This is a genomic window from Halarchaeum salinum (assembly GCF_039520965.1).
GTDB classification, from domain to species: domain Archaea; phylum Halobacteriota; class Halobacteria; order Halobacteriales; family Halobacteriaceae; genus Halarchaeum; species Halarchaeum salinum.
The window spans coordinates 23,232-42,690 of sequence record NZ_BAAABL010000050.1 but is presented as its reverse complement, the minus strand read 5'-3'; the positions used below and the strand labels follow the sequence as shown (position 1 = coordinate 42,690).

The 19,459-nt window shown below is 67.5% G+C and carries 23 protein-coding genes; 13 read left to right on the top strand and 10 right to left on the bottom strand.

The annotated features are described in order from the left end of the window. Window positions 1-44: 44 nt before the first annotated feature. On the top strand, window positions 45-671 hold the full coding sequence (locus tag ABDZ36_RS08945) for a TIGR00296 family protein (RefSeq protein ID WP_211312769.1): 627 nt from the start codon (window positions 45-47) through the stop codon (window positions 669-671). Here ABDZ36_RS08945 and ABDZ36_RS08940 read toward each other — a convergent pair. Next, entirely contained in the window at window positions 668-1,834 is a 1,167-nt protein-coding gene (locus ABDZ36_RS08940) for a nicotinate phosphoribosyltransferase (protein WP_211312768.1), read from the bottom strand. The genes ABDZ36_RS08945 and ABDZ36_RS08940 overlap by 4 nt on opposite strands. 83 nt (window positions 1,835-1,917) lie before the next feature. Between ABDZ36_RS08940 and trpY the strand changes: the two genes are divergently transcribed. Together trpY and ABDZ36_RS08930 are read left to right on the top strand one after the other, a co-directional pair. Continuing rightward, the gene (gene trpY / locus ABDZ36_RS08935; RefSeq protein ID WP_211312767.1) at window positions 1,918-2,421 is read left to right on the top strand and encodes a TrpY family transcription regulator; all 504 of its coding nucleotides are present in this window, start codon (window positions 1,918-1,920) and stop codon (window positions 2,419-2,421) included. Continuing rightward, window positions 2,421-3,062 (top strand): IMPACT family protein, encoded by a 642-nt coding sequence (locus tag ABDZ36_RS08930; protein WP_211312766.1) that lies wholly within the window; start codon window positions 2,421-2,423, stop codon window positions 3,060-3,062. Before trpY ends, ABDZ36_RS08930 begins: the two co-directional genes overlap by 1 nt. Here the strand turns inward: ABDZ36_RS08930 and ABDZ36_RS08925 are convergent, their stop codons facing one another. From ABDZ36_RS08925 to upp, 4 genes are all read right to left on the bottom strand, one after another. After that, window positions 3,063-5,774 (bottom strand): TRAP transporter permease, encoded by a 2,712-nt coding sequence (locus ABDZ36_RS08925; protein ID WP_211312765.1) that lies wholly within the window; start codon window positions 5,772-5,774, stop codon window positions 3,063-3,065. Then, window positions 5,767-6,303, bottom strand: coding sequence for a DUF1850 domain-containing protein (locus ABDZ36_RS08920; RefSeq protein ID WP_343749284.1), 537 nt, complete (start codon window positions 6,301-6,303; stop codon window positions 5,767-5,769). Before ABDZ36_RS08920 ends, ABDZ36_RS08925 begins: the two co-directional genes overlap by 8 nt. 33 nt (window positions 6,304-6,336) lie before the next feature. After that, window positions 6,337-7,350: a TAXI family TRAP transporter solute-binding subunit gene (locus tag ABDZ36_RS08915; protein WP_211312764.1), complete on the bottom strand. Its 1,014-nt coding sequence runs from the start codon at window positions 7,348-7,350 to the stop codon at window positions 6,337-6,339. 235 nt (window positions 7,351-7,585) lie between these two features. Beyond that, a complete protein-coding gene (upp, locus tag ABDZ36_RS08910; RefSeq protein WP_211312763.1) occupies window positions 7,586-8,263 on the bottom strand; it encodes a uracil phosphoribosyltransferase in 678 nt (225 codons plus the stop codon). A gap of 100 nt (window positions 8,264-8,363) precedes the next feature. Here upp and ABDZ36_RS08905 point away from each other — a divergent pair, with 100 nt between their 5' ends. The 3 genes from ABDZ36_RS08905 to ABDZ36_RS08895 all read left to right on the top strand — a co-directional run bounded on the left by ABDZ36_RS08905 (window position 8,364) and on the right by ABDZ36_RS08895 (window position 11,476). Continuing rightward, window positions 8,364-8,657 (top strand): DUF7990 family protein, encoded by a 294-nt coding sequence (locus ABDZ36_RS08905; RefSeq protein WP_211312762.1) that lies wholly within the window; start codon window positions 8,364-8,366, stop codon window positions 8,655-8,657. Then, complete coding sequence (locus ABDZ36_RS08900; RefSeq protein ID WP_211312761.1) at window positions 8,657-9,616, top strand: ArsA family ATPase; 960 nt, start codon at window positions 8,657-8,659, stop codon at window positions 9,614-9,616. Before ABDZ36_RS08905 ends, ABDZ36_RS08900 begins: the two co-directional genes overlap by 1 nt. Before the next feature lie 132 nt (window positions 9,617-9,748). Beyond that, window positions 9,749-11,476 (top strand): carbon starvation CstA family protein, encoded by a 1,728-nt coding sequence (locus tag ABDZ36_RS08895; protein ID WP_211312760.1) that lies wholly within the window; start codon window positions 9,749-9,751, stop codon window positions 11,474-11,476. A gap of 27 nt (window positions 11,477-11,503) precedes the next feature. Here the strand turns inward: ABDZ36_RS08895 and ABDZ36_RS08890 are convergent, their stop codons facing one another. Both ABDZ36_RS08890 and ABDZ36_RS08885 read right to left on the bottom strand, forming a co-directional pair. Beyond that, a complete protein-coding gene (locus ABDZ36_RS08890) occupies window positions 11,504-12,145 on the bottom strand; it encodes a DUF8052 family protein (RefSeq protein ID WP_211312759.1) in 642 nt (213 codons plus the stop codon). After that, window positions 12,138-12,512 (bottom strand): cupin domain-containing protein, encoded by a 375-nt coding sequence (locus tag ABDZ36_RS08885; protein WP_211312758.1) that lies wholly within the window; start codon window positions 12,510-12,512, stop codon window positions 12,138-12,140. The genes ABDZ36_RS08890 and ABDZ36_RS08885 overlap by 8 nt, the downstream gene beginning before the upstream one ends. A gap of 94 nt (window positions 12,513-12,606) precedes the next feature. On the opposite strand from ABDZ36_RS08885, the gene ABDZ36_RS08880 reads away from it, so the two are divergent. From ABDZ36_RS08880 to ABDZ36_RS08870, 3 genes are all read left to right on the top strand, one after another. Beyond that, window positions 12,607-12,816 (top strand): DUF8007 family protein, encoded by a 210-nt coding sequence (locus ABDZ36_RS08880; RefSeq protein ID WP_211312757.1) that lies wholly within the window; start codon window positions 12,607-12,609, stop codon window positions 12,814-12,816. 64 nt (window positions 12,817-12,880) lie between these two features. Then, window positions 12,881-13,570 (top strand): DUF5828 family protein, encoded by a 690-nt coding sequence (locus tag ABDZ36_RS08875; RefSeq protein ID WP_211312756.1) that lies wholly within the window; start codon window positions 12,881-12,883, stop codon window positions 13,568-13,570. Between the two features lie 40 nt (window positions 13,571-13,610). Continuing rightward, window positions 13,611-14,795, top strand: coding sequence for an inorganic phosphate transporter (locus tag ABDZ36_RS08870; protein ID WP_211312755.1), 1,185 nt, complete (start codon window positions 13,611-13,613; stop codon window positions 14,793-14,795). 24 nt (window positions 14,796-14,819) lie between these two features. On the opposite strand, the gene ABDZ36_RS08865 is transcribed toward ABDZ36_RS08870, so the two are convergent. Continuing rightward, window positions 14,820-16,187 carry a hemolysin family protein gene (locus ABDZ36_RS08865; RefSeq protein WP_211312754.1) on the bottom strand — a complete coding sequence of 456 codons (1,368 nt, stop codon included), beginning with the start codon at window positions 16,185-16,187 and terminating at the stop codon, window positions 14,820-14,822. 95 nt (window positions 16,188-16,282) lie between these two features. Between ABDZ36_RS08865 and ABDZ36_RS08860 the strand changes: the two genes are divergently transcribed. Genes ABDZ36_RS08860 through ABDZ36_RS08850 form a run of 3 tightly spaced genes read left to right on the top strand, consistent with a single transcriptional unit; the run spans window position 16,283 to window position 17,684 of the window. Next, window positions 16,283-16,585 carry a glutaredoxin family protein gene (locus tag ABDZ36_RS08860; RefSeq protein ID WP_211312753.1) on the top strand — a complete coding sequence of 101 codons (303 nt, stop codon included), beginning with the start codon at window positions 16,283-16,285 and terminating at the stop codon, window positions 16,583-16,585. Beyond that, entirely contained in the window at window positions 16,585-17,094 is a 510-nt protein-coding gene (locus ABDZ36_RS08855) for a redoxin domain-containing protein (RefSeq protein WP_211312752.1), read from the top strand. The genes ABDZ36_RS08860 and ABDZ36_RS08855 overlap by 1 nt, the downstream gene beginning before the upstream one ends. Beyond that, entirely contained in the window at window positions 17,091-17,684 is a 594-nt protein-coding gene (locus ABDZ36_RS08850; protein WP_211312751.1) for an L-threonylcarbamoyladenylate synthase, read from the top strand. Before ABDZ36_RS08855 ends, ABDZ36_RS08850 begins: the two co-directional genes overlap by 4 nt. A gap of 21 nt (window positions 17,685-17,705) precedes the next feature. Here ABDZ36_RS08850 and ABDZ36_RS08845 read toward each other — a convergent pair whose 3' ends face one another. After that, window positions 17,706-18,350, bottom strand: a complete 645-nt coding sequence (locus ABDZ36_RS08845) for a CRISPR-associated protein Cas4 (protein WP_211312750.1) — start codon at window positions 18,348-18,350, stop codon at window positions 17,706-17,708. A gap of 74 nt (window positions 18,351-18,424) precedes the next feature. On the opposite strand from ABDZ36_RS08845, the gene ABDZ36_RS08840 reads away from it, so the two are divergent. Next, window positions 18,425-18,613 (top strand): hypothetical protein, encoded by a 189-nt coding sequence (locus ABDZ36_RS08840; protein WP_211312749.1) that lies wholly within the window; start codon window positions 18,425-18,427, stop codon window positions 18,611-18,613. Between the two features lie 234 nt (window positions 18,614-18,847). Here the strand turns inward: ABDZ36_RS08840 and ABDZ36_RS08835 are convergent, their stop codons facing one another. Then, the gene (locus ABDZ36_RS08835) at window positions 18,848-19,447 is read right to left on the bottom strand and encodes a sigma factor-like helix-turn-helix DNA-binding protein (RefSeq protein ID WP_211312748.1); all 600 of its coding nucleotides are present in this window, start codon (window positions 19,445-19,447) and stop codon (window positions 18,848-18,850) included. Window positions 19,448-19,459: the final 12 nt, after the last annotated feature.

Here is a 19,459-nt window from a genome sequence, read left to right as displayed (position 1 = left end):
CCGGGGAAGGATTGAAGTCCGAACGGACCCTATATGTATGCGTAATGTCGGAGGCCCAGTCGATACACCTTTCCGAGGACGACGGCGTTCGCGCCGTCGAACTCGCGCGTGACTCGGTCGAAGCGTTCGTTCGTAATGGACAACGCGAACAGCCCGGGAGCATGCGCGATGCGTTTTACAACCGGACGGGCGCGTTCGTCCGTCTCCAATCGACACGGGGGCGCGGGCGACTCCGTGGGTGTGCGGGTGCACACGACTCCATCCGCGACCTCGGGAACGGCTCGAAACAGTTGGGCCACGCCATCGTCGAGGCCGCAATCAACGCGGCCAGCGACTCCTCGTGTGGCTCGGAGGTCGAACCCGCCGAGCTCGACACGATCCGCGTCTCCGTCTGTACCGTCTCAAACCTCATTCTCACCGACGATCCGGTCGCCGACATCGAACTCGGCACGCACGGCGTCATCGTCGACGGTGACGGCCAGTACGGCTGGATGTATCCGACCGTCCCCGTCGAGAACGATTGGACCGTCTTCGAGTATCTCGATCGGACCTGTCGGAAGGCCGGCCTCCCGAACGGCGCGTGGGAGGACGACGACGTCGTCGTCACGCTCTTCGACGGCCAGGTCTTCGAGGAGGACGAACCGAACGGCGACGTGACGACCCGTAGCTAGAGGTCGACGTTCTTCACGTCAGCGGCCGCACGCCGCGCCGCGTCGTCGATATCGAACTCCCTGACGATCTCACCATCACGGAGCAACGGCTCCAAGAGCCGCTCGCCGTCGGTCGGCCCCGGTCGGGACGCGAGCCCGACGTGGTGGGCACCGTCGGGCGTCCGGTAGACGTCCTTCGCCCCGGAGAGTTTCCCCCGTTTTGCACAGGGCTCGCCGTCGCGTTCGACGATGTCGAGTGCAAAGTCCACGGGATCGGCGTTCGAGACGTAGCCGCCGACGCCGAACCCTTCCACGACGTCGCGGAGGTCACGGAGGTCGTTGGGACCGAGGCCGCCGCTGACGAAGATCCCGGCATCGTCGTGCTCCCGGAGATCGAGCTCCCAGCGGACCTCCTCGATGATGTGGCGGAAGTTCCCGCGGCGCGATCCCGTCGTGTCGAGCCGGACACTGTCGAGGCGATCACCGAGCGTCTCGGCGGCGCGGATCGCCTCGTCCTTCTCGTCCGAGTAAGTATCGACCAGCGCAACCCGCGGGACGTCGGCGTCGACGGCCTCGTCGAACGCCCGCCACGCGTCCTCCTGGTGGCCGCGGCCGAACGCGATGAGGAGCGCGTGGGGCATCGTCCCACTCGCCTCGTGGCCGATGACCTCACCGCCGGCGACGTGACTGATGCCGTCGAGGCCGGCGACGAGCGCCGCGCGCTCGATCATCGCGGCGATCGAGGGATGGACGTGGCGCGCACCGAAGCTCAACACCTGGCTGTCGGGAGCGGCACGCCGGACGTCGAGCGCCGCGGTCGCACAGCCGCTCGCGTGCGAGAGGAAGCCCAACAGGCTCGTTTCGTAGCGCGCGAAGTCGAGGTAGTCGCCCTCGATGCGCATGACCGGGCCGCCGTCGAAGAGCCGGCCTTCGCGCATCGCATCAACGTCGATCGGGAGCCCTTCGAGGAGGTGGGCGGCGTCCTTCACGCCACCGAGGAGTTCGAACTCGCCGGTGGGGAACTGATCGGCCGTGACCTCCGCGACGACGTGTGGGTTCTTGCCAGCGTGTTCGAGCGTCGTCCGCGTGCGCTCGAAGTAGGCGTCGGTCGCCCGACCGTCGCGGATGGCGTCGACGGGGACGATGTCGAAGGGACCGGTGTCCGACGGCGCGTCTCGTGGCATACCTCGGGCTACCGGCGGCGGGGCGAAAAAGCATGCGGGGCGACCCCCGACGGTTTTACCGGCCGCGCCGCGTACGCGTCCGTGTGTTCGAGGACATCATGCGGAAGTTCGAGGGGAGCCCCGGCCAGCAGGCCGTCATTCGACTCCTCCTCGAACGCGGGTTCTCGGTGAACGACGAGGGCCGCGTGGTCTCGGGCGGCATCGAGATCGCGGACACCCAACTGGCCCAGGAGGTCGGCGTCGATCGGCGCGTCGTCGACTCAACGACGGACGCCATCCTCGCGGACGAGGAGCTCCGGCGGATCTTCCAGAACATCAGTCAGATCCCGAGCCTGATGGATCTCGCGCCGGTCCTCGACCTGACGGTCGTGACGGTCGCGGTCCACGACGCCGACGATCCGGGCCTCGTCGCGGCGGTAACCAGCCTCCTCGCGGACCACGACGTCAGCATCAGACAGACGATCAGCGAGGACCCGGAGTTCACGGACGAGCCGCGCCTCTACCTCGTCGTCGACACCGACCTCCCCGGCGATGTCGTCACCGCGTTGATGGATCTCCCCTTCGTGCGCTCCGTCGAACTCTCCTGATGGCGGACAACACCTACGACACGCTCGCGGGCTTCGGTGAGGCGCGCTTCGAGATCCGGGGCTCCGCGTTCATCGGGCGCGCCCGCCCCGCCGAGACCGTCGAGGAAGCAGAGGCGTTCATCGACGAGGTGCAGGAGCGCTACGCGGACGCGAGCCACAACGTGCCCTGCTATCGGGTTCGAGTGGCGAGCGACGACGGCCGTGATCGAGATGGGGCGGAAGCCGGCGTCCTGCTCCGCGAGTACCAGAGCGACGACGGCGAGCCCTCAGGATCATCCGGGAAGCCCGCGCTGAACGTCCTCCAGCAACGCGACATCGAGAACGCCGTCGTCGTCGTGACGCGCTACTTCGGCGGCACGGAGCTCGGCGTCGGCGGACTCGCGCGGGCGTACTCGCGGGCGGTGAAGGAGACGGTCGACGACGCCGGCGTCACGACCCAACGGCCACGAACGGCCCTCAGTGCCGTCGTCGACTACGACGACTCGGGGACGGTGCGGGGGATCCTCGAATCGGCCGACTGCGACTTCGACGCGGCGTACGAGGAACGCGTCTCCTTCGAGATAACGTGTCGGCGCGACGACGCCGAGGCGCTGCAAGAACGGTTGCGGAACGCGACCTCGGGACGCGTCGAGATCTCGTAGTTACACCTCGACGCTCGCGTTCGTACCGGTGTTGGCGTCGGTGTCGACGGGCTCGCCGTCGGAGCCGTCGCGGGTGCGCCGGTTCTTCAAAACGAGCGCGACGAAGAGGACGAAGCCGAGCGCGCGCAACGTCAGATCGAAGGCGAGCGGGGCGACGCCGACAGTCCGCTGGACGATGCCGAGGAGTCCGGGTGCCATCAAGAAGAGCGCGGCGACGGCGAAGCCGAGGCGCTCCGTGCGCGAGAGCGACGAGTAGAGGTAGCCGATGATGGTCGGCCCGAGCGCGTAGACGCCGATGAAGACGCAGATCACGGGTATCAGGACCTCGGGGACGAAGAAGCCGAGATCGGCGACGTCGGCGGCGGTGAGCGTGCGGACGGACTCGGCACCGCCCGTCCCGCGCAGCAGGAGGATGCCGGGCGAGAGGACGAACGCGAACGGCACGATCGCCTTGTTCAACGAGAGGCTGAACGCCTCGACGCCCGTCTGGAACTGATCGGATTTGGCGATCCCGGAGGCCGCGTAGGCCGCCACGGCGACGGGCGGCGTGATGTCAGCGATGACGCCGAAGTAGAGGATGAACAGGTGGGCGGCGAGAATCGGGATGCCGCCGATGTCGGTGATCGCGGAGCCGAGGAGGCTGACGAGGATGATGTACGTGACCGTCGTCGGCATCCCCATCCCGAGGATGATGGAGGCGATTGCGGTGATGACGAGCAGGAGGACGAGCGAGTCGCCACTGACGGCGATGATGAGGCTCGTGAGGTTCGGTCCGAGCCCGGTGGAGGCGACGACGCCGGGGATGATGCCGGCGGCGGCGACGGCGATGACGACCGTCGTGGCGGTACGCGCGCCGGACTCCATCGACGCCCCGACGAAGGAGAGGTAGCCGAACGCGCGGTTGTCGGTGAGCGATGGGCGACCGATCGTGCCGGCGACCGACTCGGCGGCGTCGTCGACGTGCTCGTCGTAGTCGAGCAGCGGGCTGTCGCCGCGCGGGCGAACGAGGAGGACGGCGACGCAGGCGAGCGTGACGATCCACCCGAGGTGGGGGGAAGCGTACGCGAAGGCCTCACCGAGGGGCATCCCCGCGGCACGCGCGCCGACGAGGAACTCGATGGCGTTGACGCCGGCAACGGCGAACGCCGCGAGGTCCGCGCAGAACAGCGCGACGATGCCGACGAGGAGCGGGAGGCGCGTCCGCTCGTTGTAGGCGGCGACGAGCGCGACGAGCGCGAACAGCGCGACGATGGTGAACCACGCCGAGCGCGCGGGCGTGTAGCGGATGACGACGAGGTAGTAGATGAGTAAGACGAGCGGGAGGAGGTAGAACCACCCCTTGCGGAGGTGCTCGCGAACGTTGATGAGCGCGTCCTCCGCGACGCCGCCGATACCGGTTCGAGATGCCTCCAAATGCACCATCACCCAGACGCCGAAGAAGAAGACGACGGCGGGGATGGTGGCGGCGACGACGACCTCGGCGAACGGCGTCCCCGTGTAGGAGACGATGAGGAAGGCCGCCGCGCCCATGACTGGCGGGAGGATCTGCCCACCGGAGGACGCAGACGCCTCGACGGCCCCCGCGAACTCGGCGCGGTAGCCCGAGCGTTTCATCAGCGGAATCGTGAACGCGCCGGTCGTGACGGTGTTGGCGATCGACGACCCGCTGATCGTCCCCATGAAACCACTGGCGAGGATGCTCGCCTTCGCGGGGCCGCCCTTACGGCGGCCGGTCAGCGAGTAGGCGAAGTCGATGAACCACCGGCCCGCACCGGACATCTCGAGGAACGCCCCGAACAGCACGAAGATGTAGATGAACTGCACGCTCACTGAGACCGGGATCCCGAAGATGCCGTTCTCGGTGTTGAACCACATGTTCTGGACGATCGTGTACCAGTCGATTTGGGTCGTCCCGAAGACGCCGACGAGCGGCGCGTCGCTCGGGATGAGGTAGCCGAGGCGCGCGTAGACGAGGAAGGAGCTGACGAGTACCATCAGTGGGAAGCCCAGCGCGCGCCGAGTGGCCTCGAGGACGAGGAGCGTTCCAGCGATTCCCATGAGGAACGCGTAGGACGTCGTGTCGAGCGGGATACCGAGTGTGGCGACGGTGTCGACGAGCGGGCTGAGGTGCGGGAAGACCGCCTGCATCGGGCGGCCGGACTCCAGCCCGAAGACGCGCAGGCGCTGTATCTCGGAGAAGTCAGTGACGACGTAGCCGCCGGCGAGGACCGCGAGGATCATGCAGACGACGTCGACGGGCGTAACGCGCTCACCCTTGCGGTCCAGCATGAGCCACGCGAGCGCGCCGGCGACGCCGTCAACGAGGTGGGCGACCGGACCACCGATGCGCGCGTTGATCGCGGCGTGCGCCGTCGAGAGCCGGCGGGCGAGGAAGCCGTCTCCCTTCGTCGGCGGGAAGAGGAGGAAGGCCAACAGGAGCGCAAACGTCACGTGAATGGCGTTGACCTGCAGTTGCTGGAGGGCCGCGACCTCCACCCGGCCGACGACCGGGAGCGTGACCGTGAGGATGAAGCCGCGCGCGGCGAGCCAGAGTTGGAAGACGGAGAAGCCGATCCCGATGATCGCCGCGAGGATCGCCGCGGCCCCGCGGAGGCTCCGTTTGCGTTCGAGCTCTTGGACGATCTCGTCCGCATCGTCGGGAAGACTGTCGTCGTCGGCCGTACCGGCGTCGGTGGTTGGAGTGTCACTCATGCGTGTGGAGTACGGTAGCGAGCAGCGAGCGGTCGGTCACGCGGATCGTGACGGCCCGGGCGTTCGAGCGCTCAACGAGGTCGTAGTCGCGGCCGTCAACGATGAGGTGGTGGCCGGCGATGTGGCCGGGTTTCACGTTGATCTCGCGGCCCTGCCAGTCGGGGTTCGCGAGGACGAACGTGCCGTTGACCTCGCGAACGTCGGAGCGACTCGGGAGGCCCCAGCCGTAGGACTCGAACTCCATGCGGGTGTAGACGAGCGTGTGTCCACGGACCGTGTACTGGTCGACGACGGGTGATTTCTGGACGCTGTGCATGTAGACGAGCGAGACCGTCGAGTTCTCGTGGACGGGCGTCTGGATGACGACGTCGCCGGTCTCCTGATCGGTGACGGTGAGCTGTTTGCCGGCCGGGACGGCCGAGGCGGTGGCCGCCGCGAGGAGGGCGATGGCGACGACGGCGGCGATGGCGACGAGCAGCGCGGCTCGTCGGCCAAAACGGTCGCGGAGTCTATCGATAAGAGCGGACACAGTAGGGAGGGGGAGCGGATCGACGGCGGGCGGTTAGCCGAAGTAGGCCTGTGCGCCCTCGTGGAGCTCGATGGACATCCCGTCCTGCGCGCTCGCCTTCGAGATGAAGTCCGTCTTGATGCTGAGTTCGTCGACGTTGTCGAAGATGGCGGCGGTGACGTTCTCGACGACATCCGCGGACGCCTCGGCGTTCGTGGCGATCATCGCCTGCACGGCGACGGTCGGGACGGCCTCGTCGATACCGCTGTACGTGCCGGCGGGGATCTGGTCGTCCGCGAAGAAGGAGGCGGCGTCCTTGACGCTCTCGCGGGCCTCGCCGTCGATGGGGACGATGCGGATGTCCTCGGTGGTCGCGAGGTCGCTAATCGCGCCGACCGGCCAGCCGCCGACGGTGAACGTCGCGTCGACGTCGCCGTTACGGAGCTGTTCTGCGGCCTGGCTGAAGCTCGTGTTCTGCTCCTGGAAGTCGTCCTGCGTGATGCCCACCGCGTTGAGGATCTGGAGGGCGTCGACCTGCGTACCGGAGCCGAGGTCGCCGGTGTTCACGCGCTCGCCTTCGAGGTCCTGCAGCGTCTCGATGCCCGAGTCGGCGAGCGTAACGACGTGGATCGTCTCCGGGTAGAGCGTCGCGACACCCATCAGGTTCTCGATGGGGTTGCCCTGGAACGCCTCGATCCCGGTGCCGTTCTTCGCGAAGTACGCGATGTCGTTCTGGATGAGCGCGAAGTCCGCGTCGCCGGAGTAGAGGCTACCGACGTTCTCGACACTCGCCCCCGTGGACTGGACCTGGACGCCGTAGTCCGTGTGTCCCTCGATGACGCTCTTGAACTCGTTGGAGAGCGGGTAGTACGTTCCGCCGGTACCGCCGGCGTGCCAGGAGAGGCGCGTCTCGCCACCGCTCTGCGTCGTCGAGGTACTGGTCTCGCCACCGCTCGTCGAGGTGCTGGTCTCACCCTCGCCCGAGCCGCCCCCGGAACAGCCGGCGAGTGCCGCGATACCCGCTACGCCGGTCGCTTTCACGAAGTTACGTCGGTTAAATTTCGACATACTCCAGGATAGACCACCCAAGAGCTAAATATTCGCTGGTTTAATACAAACGTTCAAACGGTTACGAAAAGGGCCGTGTGCCCGGTAATACGGCGTTTTTCTCGATCCGTCGCGCGACCCGCCGATCCGGACACGGCAACGTCACACAGGGGAGTCGTCCGGGGGTGCGTTTCGGTTCGAGGGGTCGGTTTACCATCCGTATGCAGTCGTACGGTTTCGAAGGGAAGCGAAGGGGTTACTTCGTGCGGAAGGCGCGGTCGCCGGCGTCGCCGAGACCGGGGATGATGTAGCCGTTCTCGTCGAGATGGTCGTCGATGGAGACGGTGAGGAGGTCGGCTTCGGGGTACGCCTCGGAGACGCGAAGGAGGCCGTCGGGCGCGGAGACCGCGGAGAGGACGAAGAGGTTCTCCGGGTTGGGCTGGTCGTCGAGGACGGCCCCGAGAACGGTACACATCGTCGAGCCGGTGGCGAGCATCGGGTCGGCAACGATGACCGTGTCCTCCTCGCGGATGTCGGGGAGCTTGACGTAGTCGACAGTGATGGGGAACTCACCACTCTCGTTCATCCCGGCCTCCTCGTCGCGGCCCGCGGAGATGACGCCCTGCTTCGCGCGGGGGAAAGCTTTCAGCAGCCCCTCGACGAACGGCGTCGCGGCGCGCAGGACGTTGATGATGACGACGTCGTCGAGCCCCTTCACGCGCTCGCCGGTCGTCTCGGTCAGCGGCGTCTCGATGGTGACGTACTCGGTGTCCATCGCGCCGTCGATGACCTCGTAGCCGGCGATACGGCCGAGTTTCACGAGCCCCTTCCGGAAGGCGACCTGCTCGGTGTGCTTATCGCGAAGTCTCGAGAGCGTGTCCTTCGCGAGCGCGTGCGTGATGACGTTCGCGTCGTCGCGGTCCTCGATGGTCATAGGTGCAAAGCGGCCCGCGTTCGGGGTGAATGTACCGATCCCAAGTCGTCGCCGCGACCACGCCGGGGACGTTAAACCCTCACGGACCCACATGAAGGATATGACGATCCACGAGCAGTTCGCGCGGGCGCGCGAACAGGCGATGGAAGTCCTCCACGGCCTCTACCACGGGATGATCGAGCACCCGGCGTTCGAGCAGATCGAGGACGAGGCGATGGACCAGGAGGACGCGTTCTTCTTCGCGTGCTTCGCGGACGCCTTTGGGATCCCGAGTCCTGTCTCCTACTACACCGCCGAACTCCTCCCCTACCTCGCGGAGGACTTCGGGGCGTGGGAGCGCCGGATGTGGGATCGGGACAGCGTCCTCGACTGGAAGGGGCACTTCCACTTCTGATGGCCCGGTTCACCTTCTTTGGCGGAAAGGGCGGCGTCGGCAAGACGACCGTCTCGGCGGCGTACGCGCTGCGGTGTGCGGACGCCGGCCACGAGACGCTCGTCGTCTCCACCGACCCCGCACACAGTACCTCGGACGTCTTCGGGCAGCCCTTCGGGGACGATCCGAAACCCGTCGAGGGCCACGCGAATCTCGCCGCGATGGAGATCGACCCTGAGGCCGAGGTTGAGGCACACCTGATGGACATCCGCCGCGAGATGGAAGAGCAGGTGAGTCAGGTCGTCGTCAACGAGATCGACAAACAGATCGAGATGGCCCACGAGACGCCGGGAGCGTACGAGGCCGCGCTCTTCGATCGGGTGATCCGCGTGATGCGCGAGGAAGCCGACGACTACGACCGTGTGATCTTCGACACCGCGCCGACCGGCAACACCCTCCGGCTGCTCTCGCTCCCCGACTTCCTCGGCGACTGGGTGGATCGGCTCATCGAGAAGCGTGAGACGAGCCTCGATCTCTACCAGAAGGCGGCGATCGGCAGCGAGGAACCGCGCAAGACCGCCGAGAACGATCCGATCATCCACCGGCTCCGCGAGCGCAAGGAGAAGTTCGAATTCGCGGGACGAACGCTCCGCGAGGACGCGGATTTCTATCTTGTGTTGAATCCGGATGAGCTCTCGGTGGCGGAGACGCGGCGCGCCGTCAAGCGCCTCGCCGAGCACGACCTCGACGTGGCCGGCCTCGTCGTCAACAAGGTCACGCCCGAACCCGACGACGACGAGCGCGGCCGGGGTGCTAACTATCTCCGGGAGCGCGTCACGCGCGAGCGCGAGCGGATCGCGGAGACCGAGGAGACCATTCCCGTTCCGGTCGTCGCACGCATCGCGTCCCGAACGGGCGAGGTGAAGGGCGATGTTCTCGACGAGGTCGCGGCCGAACTGGAGATCGACGTCGCCGACTGAGCGGGGTTCGTCGATCGGACCGTCCGGGTCGGTCGCGATGTGCCGACGCTAATGTCACAGGCGACGGCGCGTGCTCGGCCGTCGGTCTTAGAAGAAACAATTATGTACATTCATGGGTTTCTCTCCCATAGCATGGTTGCATTACTCTGGCTGGTCGTCGGCGTCCTGATCATCTTCAGCGTCGGGTACCTCAGCTACTCGAAGTACCTGGCGGGGTTCGTCGGGCTCGACGAGGACGCTGAGACGCCGGCGCACAAGTACGAGGACGGACAGGAGTACGTGCCGGCGAAGAAGCCGGTACTCCTCGGGCATCACTATTCGAGCATCGCCGGCGGGGCCCCCATCGTCGGGCCCATCACCGCCGGCCTTCTGTGGGGATGGCTCCCCGCGGTCCTCTGGATCGCCATCGGGAACCCGCTCATGGGCGCGGTCCACGACTTCGTCTCCCTGAGCGCCAGCCTCAAACACGAGGGACGCTCGATCGGGTACATCATCGGCGAGTACGTGGGTGACGAGGGGAAGAACCTACTGCTCTGGTTCGCCTTCCTCACCATCATCCTCGTCGTCGCCGTCTTCGCGTTCGTCGTCGGCCTCGTCTTCCAGAAGTACCCGAGCGCCGCGACGGCGAGCATCCTCTACATCGGCCTCGCGCTCCTCTTCGGCGTCTACCTCTATCAGCTCGACCTCCCGTTCGTCCCGGGGACGGTCGTCTTCGTCGCGCTAGTCTTCGTGAGCGTCTTCGTCGGAATGCGCTTCCCCATCCAGCTCAGCCAGCAGACGTGGATCCCCATCATCCTGCTCTACTCGCTCATCGCGAGCGTCCTCCCCGTCTGGACGCTCCTCCAGCCGCGTGACTACCTCTCCTCGTTCCTGCTCTACGCGGGCGTCGGCGGCGCGCTCATCGCCGTCATCGTCGGGACGATCTTCGCGACGTCGAGCCAGCCGCTCGTGACGAACATCCCGGCGTTCACGTCCTTCGGCGGCAACCAGACGCTCGGCACGTTCAGCCCGCTGTTCCCGATGCTGTTCGTCACCATCGCCTGCGGGACGATTAGCGGGTTCCACTCGCTCGTCTCCTCGGGGACGACGTCGAAGCAGCTCAACAAGGAGACGGACGCCCGAATGATCGGCTACGGCGGGATGCTCGGCGAGGGCCTGCTCGCCACGCTCTCACTCTGTGCGGTCGCCGTCGTCGGCGTCACCGCGAGTGACGCCGCGGGCGGCGTCGGCCTCGCGCTCCCGAAGTTCGCACAGGGCGGCGGGATCTTCCTCAGCAGCCTCGGTATCCCCGTCTCCTTCGGCGCGCCGTTCATGGCGCTCGTGATGGTGAGCTTCCTCCTCACCTCCACGGACACCGCACTACGTCTCGGACGCTACCTCTTCGAGGAGATCGTCGGCACGCCCGAGACGCAGGTGCAGGAAGCCACCTCCAATCGCTACGTCAACAGCTTCGGGCAGTGCGTCGTCGCGTACGTCCTCATCGCCTCCGGGACGTGGACGCCGCTCTGGCAGCTCTTCGGCAGCGCGAACCAGCTGCTCGCCGCACTCGCGCTCCTCACTGGCACCGTCTGGCTCGCCAACTGGAGCGAGAAGAAACAGCTCCTCAGCACCGGCGTACCGATGGCGCTCATGAGCGTCGTCACCGTCTGCGCACTCGTCTACTTGGAGTACTACCAGAACCTCTACCAGGGGTTGATCCTCGGGAACACGCAGAGCGCCGCGTGGTCGCTTGCCCTGCAAGTCGTCATCGGGACGATTCTCATCGTCCTCGCGCTCCTGTTGCTCCGCAAGGGCGTCGCGAACGTCCGTGAGGCGCGCGGGAAGCAGCCCGCAGCCACCGACGGCGGCGTCGAAGAATAGCGACGAAACCCGCGTTTCGGTCCCTTCTCAGCCGAAGATCGCGTCCGCGAGCCGCCCGAACAGGCCGCGATCGCGTGTCGCTGGCGCGTCCCACGTCCGGAAGGCGTCGGCGACGTCCGCCTCCTCGCTCGCGACGCACGCCTCGCGCTTGGGCGCGACGACGAGCAGGTTCACCTCGTAGTGACCGTAGTAGCCGTATTTAAGGAGGGTCCGCTCGCGAAAGCCCGAGACGTAGTCGCGGACCGCCGCGTCGATTTCGGGGACGACGAGTGCGAACGTGAACTCAGTGCTGTAATGGCGTTCATTCGGGGTGATGCGCTCGTCCGCGAGCTGATGGCCCAGTTCGACGAGCGCGTCGAGGTCAGTGGTGTCGAGGCCGTCGACACGGCGGGCGAAGAGGTGTTCGTCCGAATCGTGTCGCCCGTACGAGATCGACGGGTGGAGGAAGTACTTCTCCCGTTCAAGGTTCAACTGGCCGTAGAGGGGCCACGTCTCACCGTCGAGGTCAACGTCGCGTTCGAGGTCGAAGGAGTACTGGAGACGTTCGGCAACGTCGTCGAGGTAGGCGTCGTCCCACACGGGGCGCGCCGGGGCTTCGTCGGCGGGCGTAGCGTCCGCGCTCACGCCACCCTCCTCGTCGACACTCGCGGCGTCCGTCCGCTCACTCATCCGCCTCGTACGGCGAGACATCGTCGACATTCGGCGCGCCGACGGCGACCGCGCGGACCGCTTTCTCGGCGTCCGCAGGGACGCTCGCGAAGTGCGGACTTTCGGGTTCGGCGACGAAGACCTCGCCCGCGCCGACGACGAAGTCGCCCTCGGGCGTCTCGACGTGGAGGTCACCGGAGAGGACGTAGAAGGCCTCCTCTTGCTCCTCGTGGACGTGGTAGGCGAGCGGGATGGATTCGCCGGGCTGAGCGGTGTAGACGTTGAACGCGAAGTTGTCGAGGTCGGCGGCGTCGGTGATCGAGCGCTGATCACAGGGGCGCTCGGGCGTCGGGTCGAGTTCGTCCGGGTCGATCGTGTGGTATCCCATAGGGGCGTACTCGGGGCGGAGGGAGAAAAGGCCACGGTCAGCGGCGGCGTGCGGGCGCGTAACACCGAAGTCCGTGGGGGACGAATCAAGTGATATGGGAACGAAAGACATAGTCGAGGCGTGCGGGCGCTGCGCGATGTCGAGCGCGGCCGACCTGACGAGCGGTCGGAGCCCGTTTGAGGGCGAGAACGTCATCGAGGTCGAGGAACGCAAGGTCCGTGCGGTCTCGCGGCACGTCGTCGCGCTCGGGCGGCTCAAGGAACGGCTGAACGAGTGGGCCCGCGGATTCACATACGGGCGCTAGAGGCGTGCCACCGAGTCGCTGGCAACACGTAAGGGCGATGCCGTCGTACGTGTGCGAATAAGCGATGGACGAGAGCATCTCGGGCTTCCGCGTGCGGGGGACGTGGGGGGACATCGTCGAACACGGCGAGCGCATCACATCGGCGCTACGGGAGGTCGATGCGGACGAACCCTATCGGGCGGCCTACGAGGAGTGGGACGACTGGCGGCCCAAGACCCACGAGCGCCTCACGACGGACGTCAACGAGAAGACCGCAGAACAGGCGAGCGTCGCCGAAGGGGAGGGCGAGAAGGCCGGTGAGGACGTCGACGACGACCTCCAGACGGCCGGCGAGCGCCTCAGCGAGTCCTACGAGAAACTGGAGGACGAGGACACGGAGGGCGCAGTCGAGAAGTGGGGTGAGTCGATCGGGCACGTCGCGCGCGCCGCCGACACCGCCAGTCGGCGCGCCCTCCGAAAAGTCGAGAACACCGTCTACAAGCGCGTGATGACGCAGATGGCCCCGTACTACTTCGACAACGACCTCGTCTCGGCGAACGTCCAGCGGGTCCGCGGCGAGGACGATACTTTCGCCTTCGAGATACAGGTGAACGACGACGAGTTGCGCGACGAGGTCAGGGAAGTGCTCCACGAGTACGACGACGATGTCGAGCGCTGGCACGTCGACACCGAAAAGGAGACGGGTGCCGCCGCAGCCGCCGAGGGCGTCGAGGCACCACGGACCGGCGGCGAATCGAAGCCCTCGACGAACTGAGTCGACAACCCTTTCTCCGCGCCCCCTGTCGAGGCTACAAATGGTCACCGTCGCCGCCACCGGGACCCTGCTTGTCGCCGCGCTCGCTAGCATGTTCATGGCGTGGACCATCGGCGCGGGGTCGAGCGGGTCGACGCCGTTCGCGCCCGCGGTCGGTGCGAACGCCATCCCCGTGATGCGCGCGGGCTTCTACGTCGGCCTGCTCGGCTTCCTCGGGGCGGTCCTCCAAGGCGCGAACGTCTCGGAGGCCGTCGGGCACGGTCTCATCAACGGCGCGACACTCACCTCCGTCGCGGTCATCGTCGCGCTCCTCACCGCCGCAACGCTCGTCGCCGTCGGCGTCTTTACCGGCTATCCGATCGCCACGGCGTTCACCGTCACCGGCGCGGTCGTCGGCACCGGCCTCGCAATGGGCGGCGCGCCCGCATGGGATAAGTACACGCAAATCGCGACGCTGTGGGTGCTCGTCCCGTTCGTCGGCGGGTTCACCTCCTTTGCGACGGCGTACGGTCTCCGCGAGATCGATCGCGACGCGCTGCTCGTCCCCGCACTCGCCGCCGTCGTCGGCGCGCTCATCGCGAACGTGAAGTTCGTCTTCCTCGGGCCGCCGGGCATCGGGCAGTCGTTCGCCAGGACGGCCGCGACGAAGTTCCCCGACCTACCACAAACGCTCGCCGTCGCGGGGGCGACCGCCGCACTCGCCCTCATCATCGCCAGCGTCGTCCGCTGGGACGTCGCGAACCACTCGGACGCCGCCAACCGCCGTTTCCTCCTCGCGCTCGGCGGCCTCGTCGCGTTCTCCGCCGGCGGGAGTCAGGTCGGCCTCGCCGTCGGCCCGCTCCTCCCGCTCGTCGGCGACAGCGTCCCGACGACGTACGTGCTCGTTGGCGGCGGCCTCGGCCTGCTCGTGGGGTCGTGGACCGGCGCGCCGCGGATGATCAAGGCGCTCGCGCAGGACTACTCCAGTTTGGGTCCGCGGCGCTCGATCGCCGCGCTCATCCCGAGTTTCGCCATCGCGCAGGCCGCCGTCTTCTTCGGCGTCCCCGTCTCGTTCAACGAGATCATCGTCTCCGCCATCGTCGGCGGCGGCTACGCGGCGGGGAGCGCGGGCGGCGGCGTCAGCCGCGAGAAGATGCTCAAGACCGCGGCAGCGTGGGTGGGATCGCTTGCGATCGCGCTCGCCGCGAGCTACGCCGTGTTCCGCCTCGTAACCCTGGTGGCGTAAGAACGAACTCGCTCGGGGGCCGACTCAGTTTTCGAGCGACTCGGCGTCGTTGGCCGCCTCCGCCGTCTCCGGCGTCACTTCCTCGTCGAGTTTCGTCACACGCGCCTTCATGATGCGGGTGTTCTCCACCTGCTCGGCACGGAGCTCGACGTTCTCGTAGCGGAACGTCTCGCCGACCTCGACGAGCCGCCCCGCGCGGTTGAAGATGAAGCCCGCGATCGTCTCGAACTCCTCGCCCTCCGGGAGTTCGATGCCGAGCGCCTCGTTCACCTCATCAACGTTCACCTCGCCGCGGACGATGACGGTGTCGTCGTCCACGAACGTCACGGGGCGCTCCTCCTCGCCTTCGAGGATCTCGCCGACGATCTCCTCGATGAGGTCCTCGGTGGTGATGAGCCCCTCCGTGGTGCCGAACTCGTCGAGGACGACGACGAGGCCGACGCGTTCTTCTTGCATCTCCTGGAGGAGCTCGTCGACGTTCTTCGACTCGGGGACGTGGAGCGTGGGTTCCATCAGGTCGTCGAGGGCGACCCCGTCGCTCTCCCCGTAGTTGTACTGGCGGACGAGGTCGCGGAGGCTGACGATGCCGACGACGTTGTCGAGGCTTCCCTCGTAGACCGGGAGGAGCTCGTGGCCGGAGCGAACGCAGGTCTGGATAGCCTCCTCGAGCGAGTCGTCGGTCGAGACGGCATCGACGTCGAGGCGCGGCGTCATCACCTCCTTCGCAATGGTGTTGTTGAACCGGAAGATACGTTGGAGCATCTCGCGTTCGTCCTCCTCGATGACACCCTCGCGCTCGCCGGTGCGGATCATCTCCTGGATCTCGTCGCGCGAGACGTAGGAGGACTCGATGGCCGCGCCACCACCCGTGAGGCGGTTTACGACCCGCGTGAGGTGGTCGAACGTGATGACGAGCGGGAGGAGGAAGCGCTCACACCACTTGAGCGGGCCGGCGATGCGCAGCGCCCACGTCTCGGAGTTCTCGACGGCATACGATTTCGGTGCGCTCTCGCCGAAGAGGAGGACGAGGGCGGTGACGCCAAACGTGGAGATGAGGACCGCGACGCCCGCGTTCGTGAAGTACATGCCGACGAGCGCGGTCGCAATAGAGGACATCGCGATGTTCACGAGGTTATTCCCGACGAGGATCGTGATGAGGAGGCGATGCGGGTCGGCCTTCAGGTCGGCGACCGCGGCCGCGCCCGGAACGCCCTCCTCGGCGAGCGACTCGACGCGGTGGCGCGCGAGCGAGAACATCGCGAGCTCCGAGGAGGAGAAGAACGCCGAGAGCCCCATCAACACGACGAGCACGGCCACCCCGACGGCGGTTATCGTCGGCGTGTCGAGCCCCAGCACTGCCGGCGTCGTCGCGAGGAGTGCAGCTGCGCCCATTCGGTACCGTGGCTTCCGGCCCCCGAGGATTAAGCGTTTCTGCACGGTCCGCCGCGGGCGAAGCGTTTACCCCGTATTCGACCGATGAACCGAGTATGAGCGCGACGAGCGCCCCACCGAACCCGGAGAGCCAGGACGCGGCGATCACCCTGTACCGATTGCAGGCGTGCCCGTACTGCGAGCGCGTCGTGCGCGTGCTGAACGATCTCGGCATCGAGTATCACTCCCGCTTCGTCGAGCCGATGCACTCGGAGCGCGACGTCGTCAAGCGCCTCGTCGGCGCGCGGACCGTTCCCGCGATCGTCGATGAGAATACGGGCGTCGCGATGGCCGAGTCCGCGAACGTCGTCCACTATCTTGAAACGACGTACGGCGACGGCACGGAGGGGGAGGACTAATGGTCGACTTCGACGTCTCGCGGCTCCCCGAGGCCGACCATCCCGCGGTCGGCGAGACGGCCCCAGACTTCACGCGCCCGCTCGTAAACGGCGAGTTCTGGGAGGACGCCGCGCTCTCCGACCTCACCGACGACGGCCCGGTGCTTCTCGTCTTCCACCCGATGGACGGCGCGTTCCCGACGACGTACATGTGGCAGGCGTTCGTCGAGCGCGACCTCGACGTGCAGGTCGTCGGCGTCTCGATCTCCACGCCGTACGAGCACGCGACGACGATCGAGGAGCGCGGCCTCGACGAACTAGGGTACCGACTCTTCAGCGACCCACAGAACGAGGTCGCTGAAACGTACGGGATCAGTCACGACCTCGACGGGATGGCCGGCGTCTCCGAGCCGCGGCCCTCGGTCTTCCTCCTCGAACCCGATCGAACGGTCGCGTACGCGTGGACGGCGGCGGAGTGGCCGGACTTCCCCGAGTACGACGCGATCGAGGCCGCCATCGCCGACCTGTGAGCGTCACGAGCGAAGACCTGGACGCGGCCGCAGCCGCGATCCGCGACGGCGACCTCGTCGTCTATCCGACCGAGACGGTGTACGGCCTCGGCGCGGACGCACTCGACCCTGAGGCGATCGAACGCGCGTACGCCACGAAGGGCCGCGATCGCTCGAAGCCGCTGAGCCTCGGCGTCCCGAGCGCCGATGCTGCACGCGAGTACGTCGTCGCGGGCGAGCGCGAGGAGGCGTTCATGGACGCCTTCCTCCCCGGTCCCGTGACGGTCGTCTGCGAGAAGCGCGACGTCGTCCCGAACGCACTCACGGGCGGGCGCGAGCGCGTCGGCGTCCGCGTACCGGATCACGAGATCGCGCTCGCCCTCTTGGAACGCGTCGAGCCCATCACCGCGACGTCCGCAAACCGGAGCGGGACGGGGAGCGTCCGGCGCGTGGACGCCCTCGACCCTGACTTCATCGACGACGTCGCCATCGTCCTTGACGGCGGCGAGACGGGCGGTGTCGAGAGCACCGTCGTCGACGTCGCGAACGACACGGTCATCCGCGAGGGCGCGAACGCCGACGCCATCGCGGAGTGGCTCGTCGAGCACTGACGGCCAGAGCGGGACACTGAGTCAGAGCAACGAGGAGAGCGAGCGCGTGCGAACGCCACACCGCTCGCGGTAGTCGCAACCCCCGCATTTCGCGTCATCGCCGAGTCGCGAGGGTGGCCCGTCCATCCCCCGAACCGCCCGCAGGACGCGCCGGTACGCCGCCTTCGCGCGCGTCGTGATCGACACCTCACGGACGATGCCATGGCGCGGATACTCGACGTACGCGTACTCGACGGGCGCGCGCTCGCGCCACGCGAGCGCCTTCGCGGCCGCGACCGCCCGGACTTTCTGTGGCTCCCACACCCCCGTTTCGGGTGGTTCGCCCGGCGAGACGAGCGTCGGCGCGAGCGGCGAGACGATTTTCGCGACGCGCCCGCGACAGTCCTTTCCGGTGAGCAGAACGTCGGTCTCGTCCGGCGACGCGAGCCCTGGATAACGCGTCAGGACCGCGCCGAGGCGCGCCCGGTACGTCGCGGGCTCGACGGCGACGGTGTTGCGCAGCGCGGCGTCGCTCGCCTCGACGAGTGTCGGATACCGCGAGGCGAGATCGCGGACCCGCTCGACCGACGCCGGGAGGTCGTAGGCGTCCTCCATCCGACGGTAGTAGAGCTGTCGCGGACAGTACGCGGCCGTGGCGAGATCGGCGAAGGAGACAGGAGTGGGCACGCGACCGAGTGGCACCGTCCTCGTACTTGGACCTCGGGGGAAGCGACTATGCGGCGGGCGCGACGAGAGGGCGTATGACCACCGATGGCGTACGAACGCTCGTCTGTGCGGTCGTCGGCCTGGTCGCCGGGGCCGTCCTTGGGCCGCTGTTCGCGCCCGACCCGACCGGCGTCGTCGCGGGCGCGCTCGCGGTGGCCGTCGCGCTCGCCGTCGGCGGCGGCCTCTACGCGACGTGGGGGCGGAGCGGTGCGCGGAGCGAGTGACCGCGCGCGGCAGTGGTCGCGGTGCGGCGACGGTCGCGGTGCGGCGACGGTCGCGGCGACCGCACCCCACGATGCGTTCGGGCGGTCCTTGGCCGCCCGCCCGCGTCTGCCGACGTTCGCGTGAGCAAGGCGAGCGCGAGCAGGGAGGAGCGGCGCGCTCCGACCACGACGAGGGTGGGAATCTGCAAGGGGTTTTCCGGGGGCGCTCTGCGAGCGCTCCCGGAAAAGGGCTTGCTAGAGGTTGGTGTTCGTCTCCTGGCCCTCCGTAGCCTCCTCGAGCCCGTCCTCTTGGGCGGCGGTCGTGAGGCGTTCGGCGAGATCGCGATCCTGGAGGATGCTCTCGAACTCGGCGCGATAGCGGTCGTTGAGTGAGCGGATCTCGGTCTGGATGCGGGCGACCCGCCGGTATTCGCGGACGGTGTCGGGGTCGCTATCGAGGTCGGCGGCGAGGTCGGCGTCGCTCGGATCGCCGGTCTCGATGGCGCGCCGGAGGGCGTCGAGGTCGAGTGGCGCGTCGGCGACGTCGGGCTGTACAAGGTGGAGGTCGCGGCGAGCCTCGACAACGCGTTCCTCGTCGACGCCGAGGGTGTCGGCGAGCGCGGTGTCGTCGTCGCCGGCGTAGAACCCGCGGACAAGCCGAACGAGGGCGTCGTCGTCGAGATCAGTGCGGAAGTCGAGACGCTCGCGCATGGCGTCCACGACGTCGTGGAGCCGATCGTCGATCTCGGCGTCGGTAGCGAGCGACCCGTGGCCCTCCTGCTGGGACTCCGTTACGGTTTCGCCCTCGGTGACGTCGACGAAGATGTCGCGGAGCTCGCGGGTCTTCTCGTCCATATCGTCCGGGCT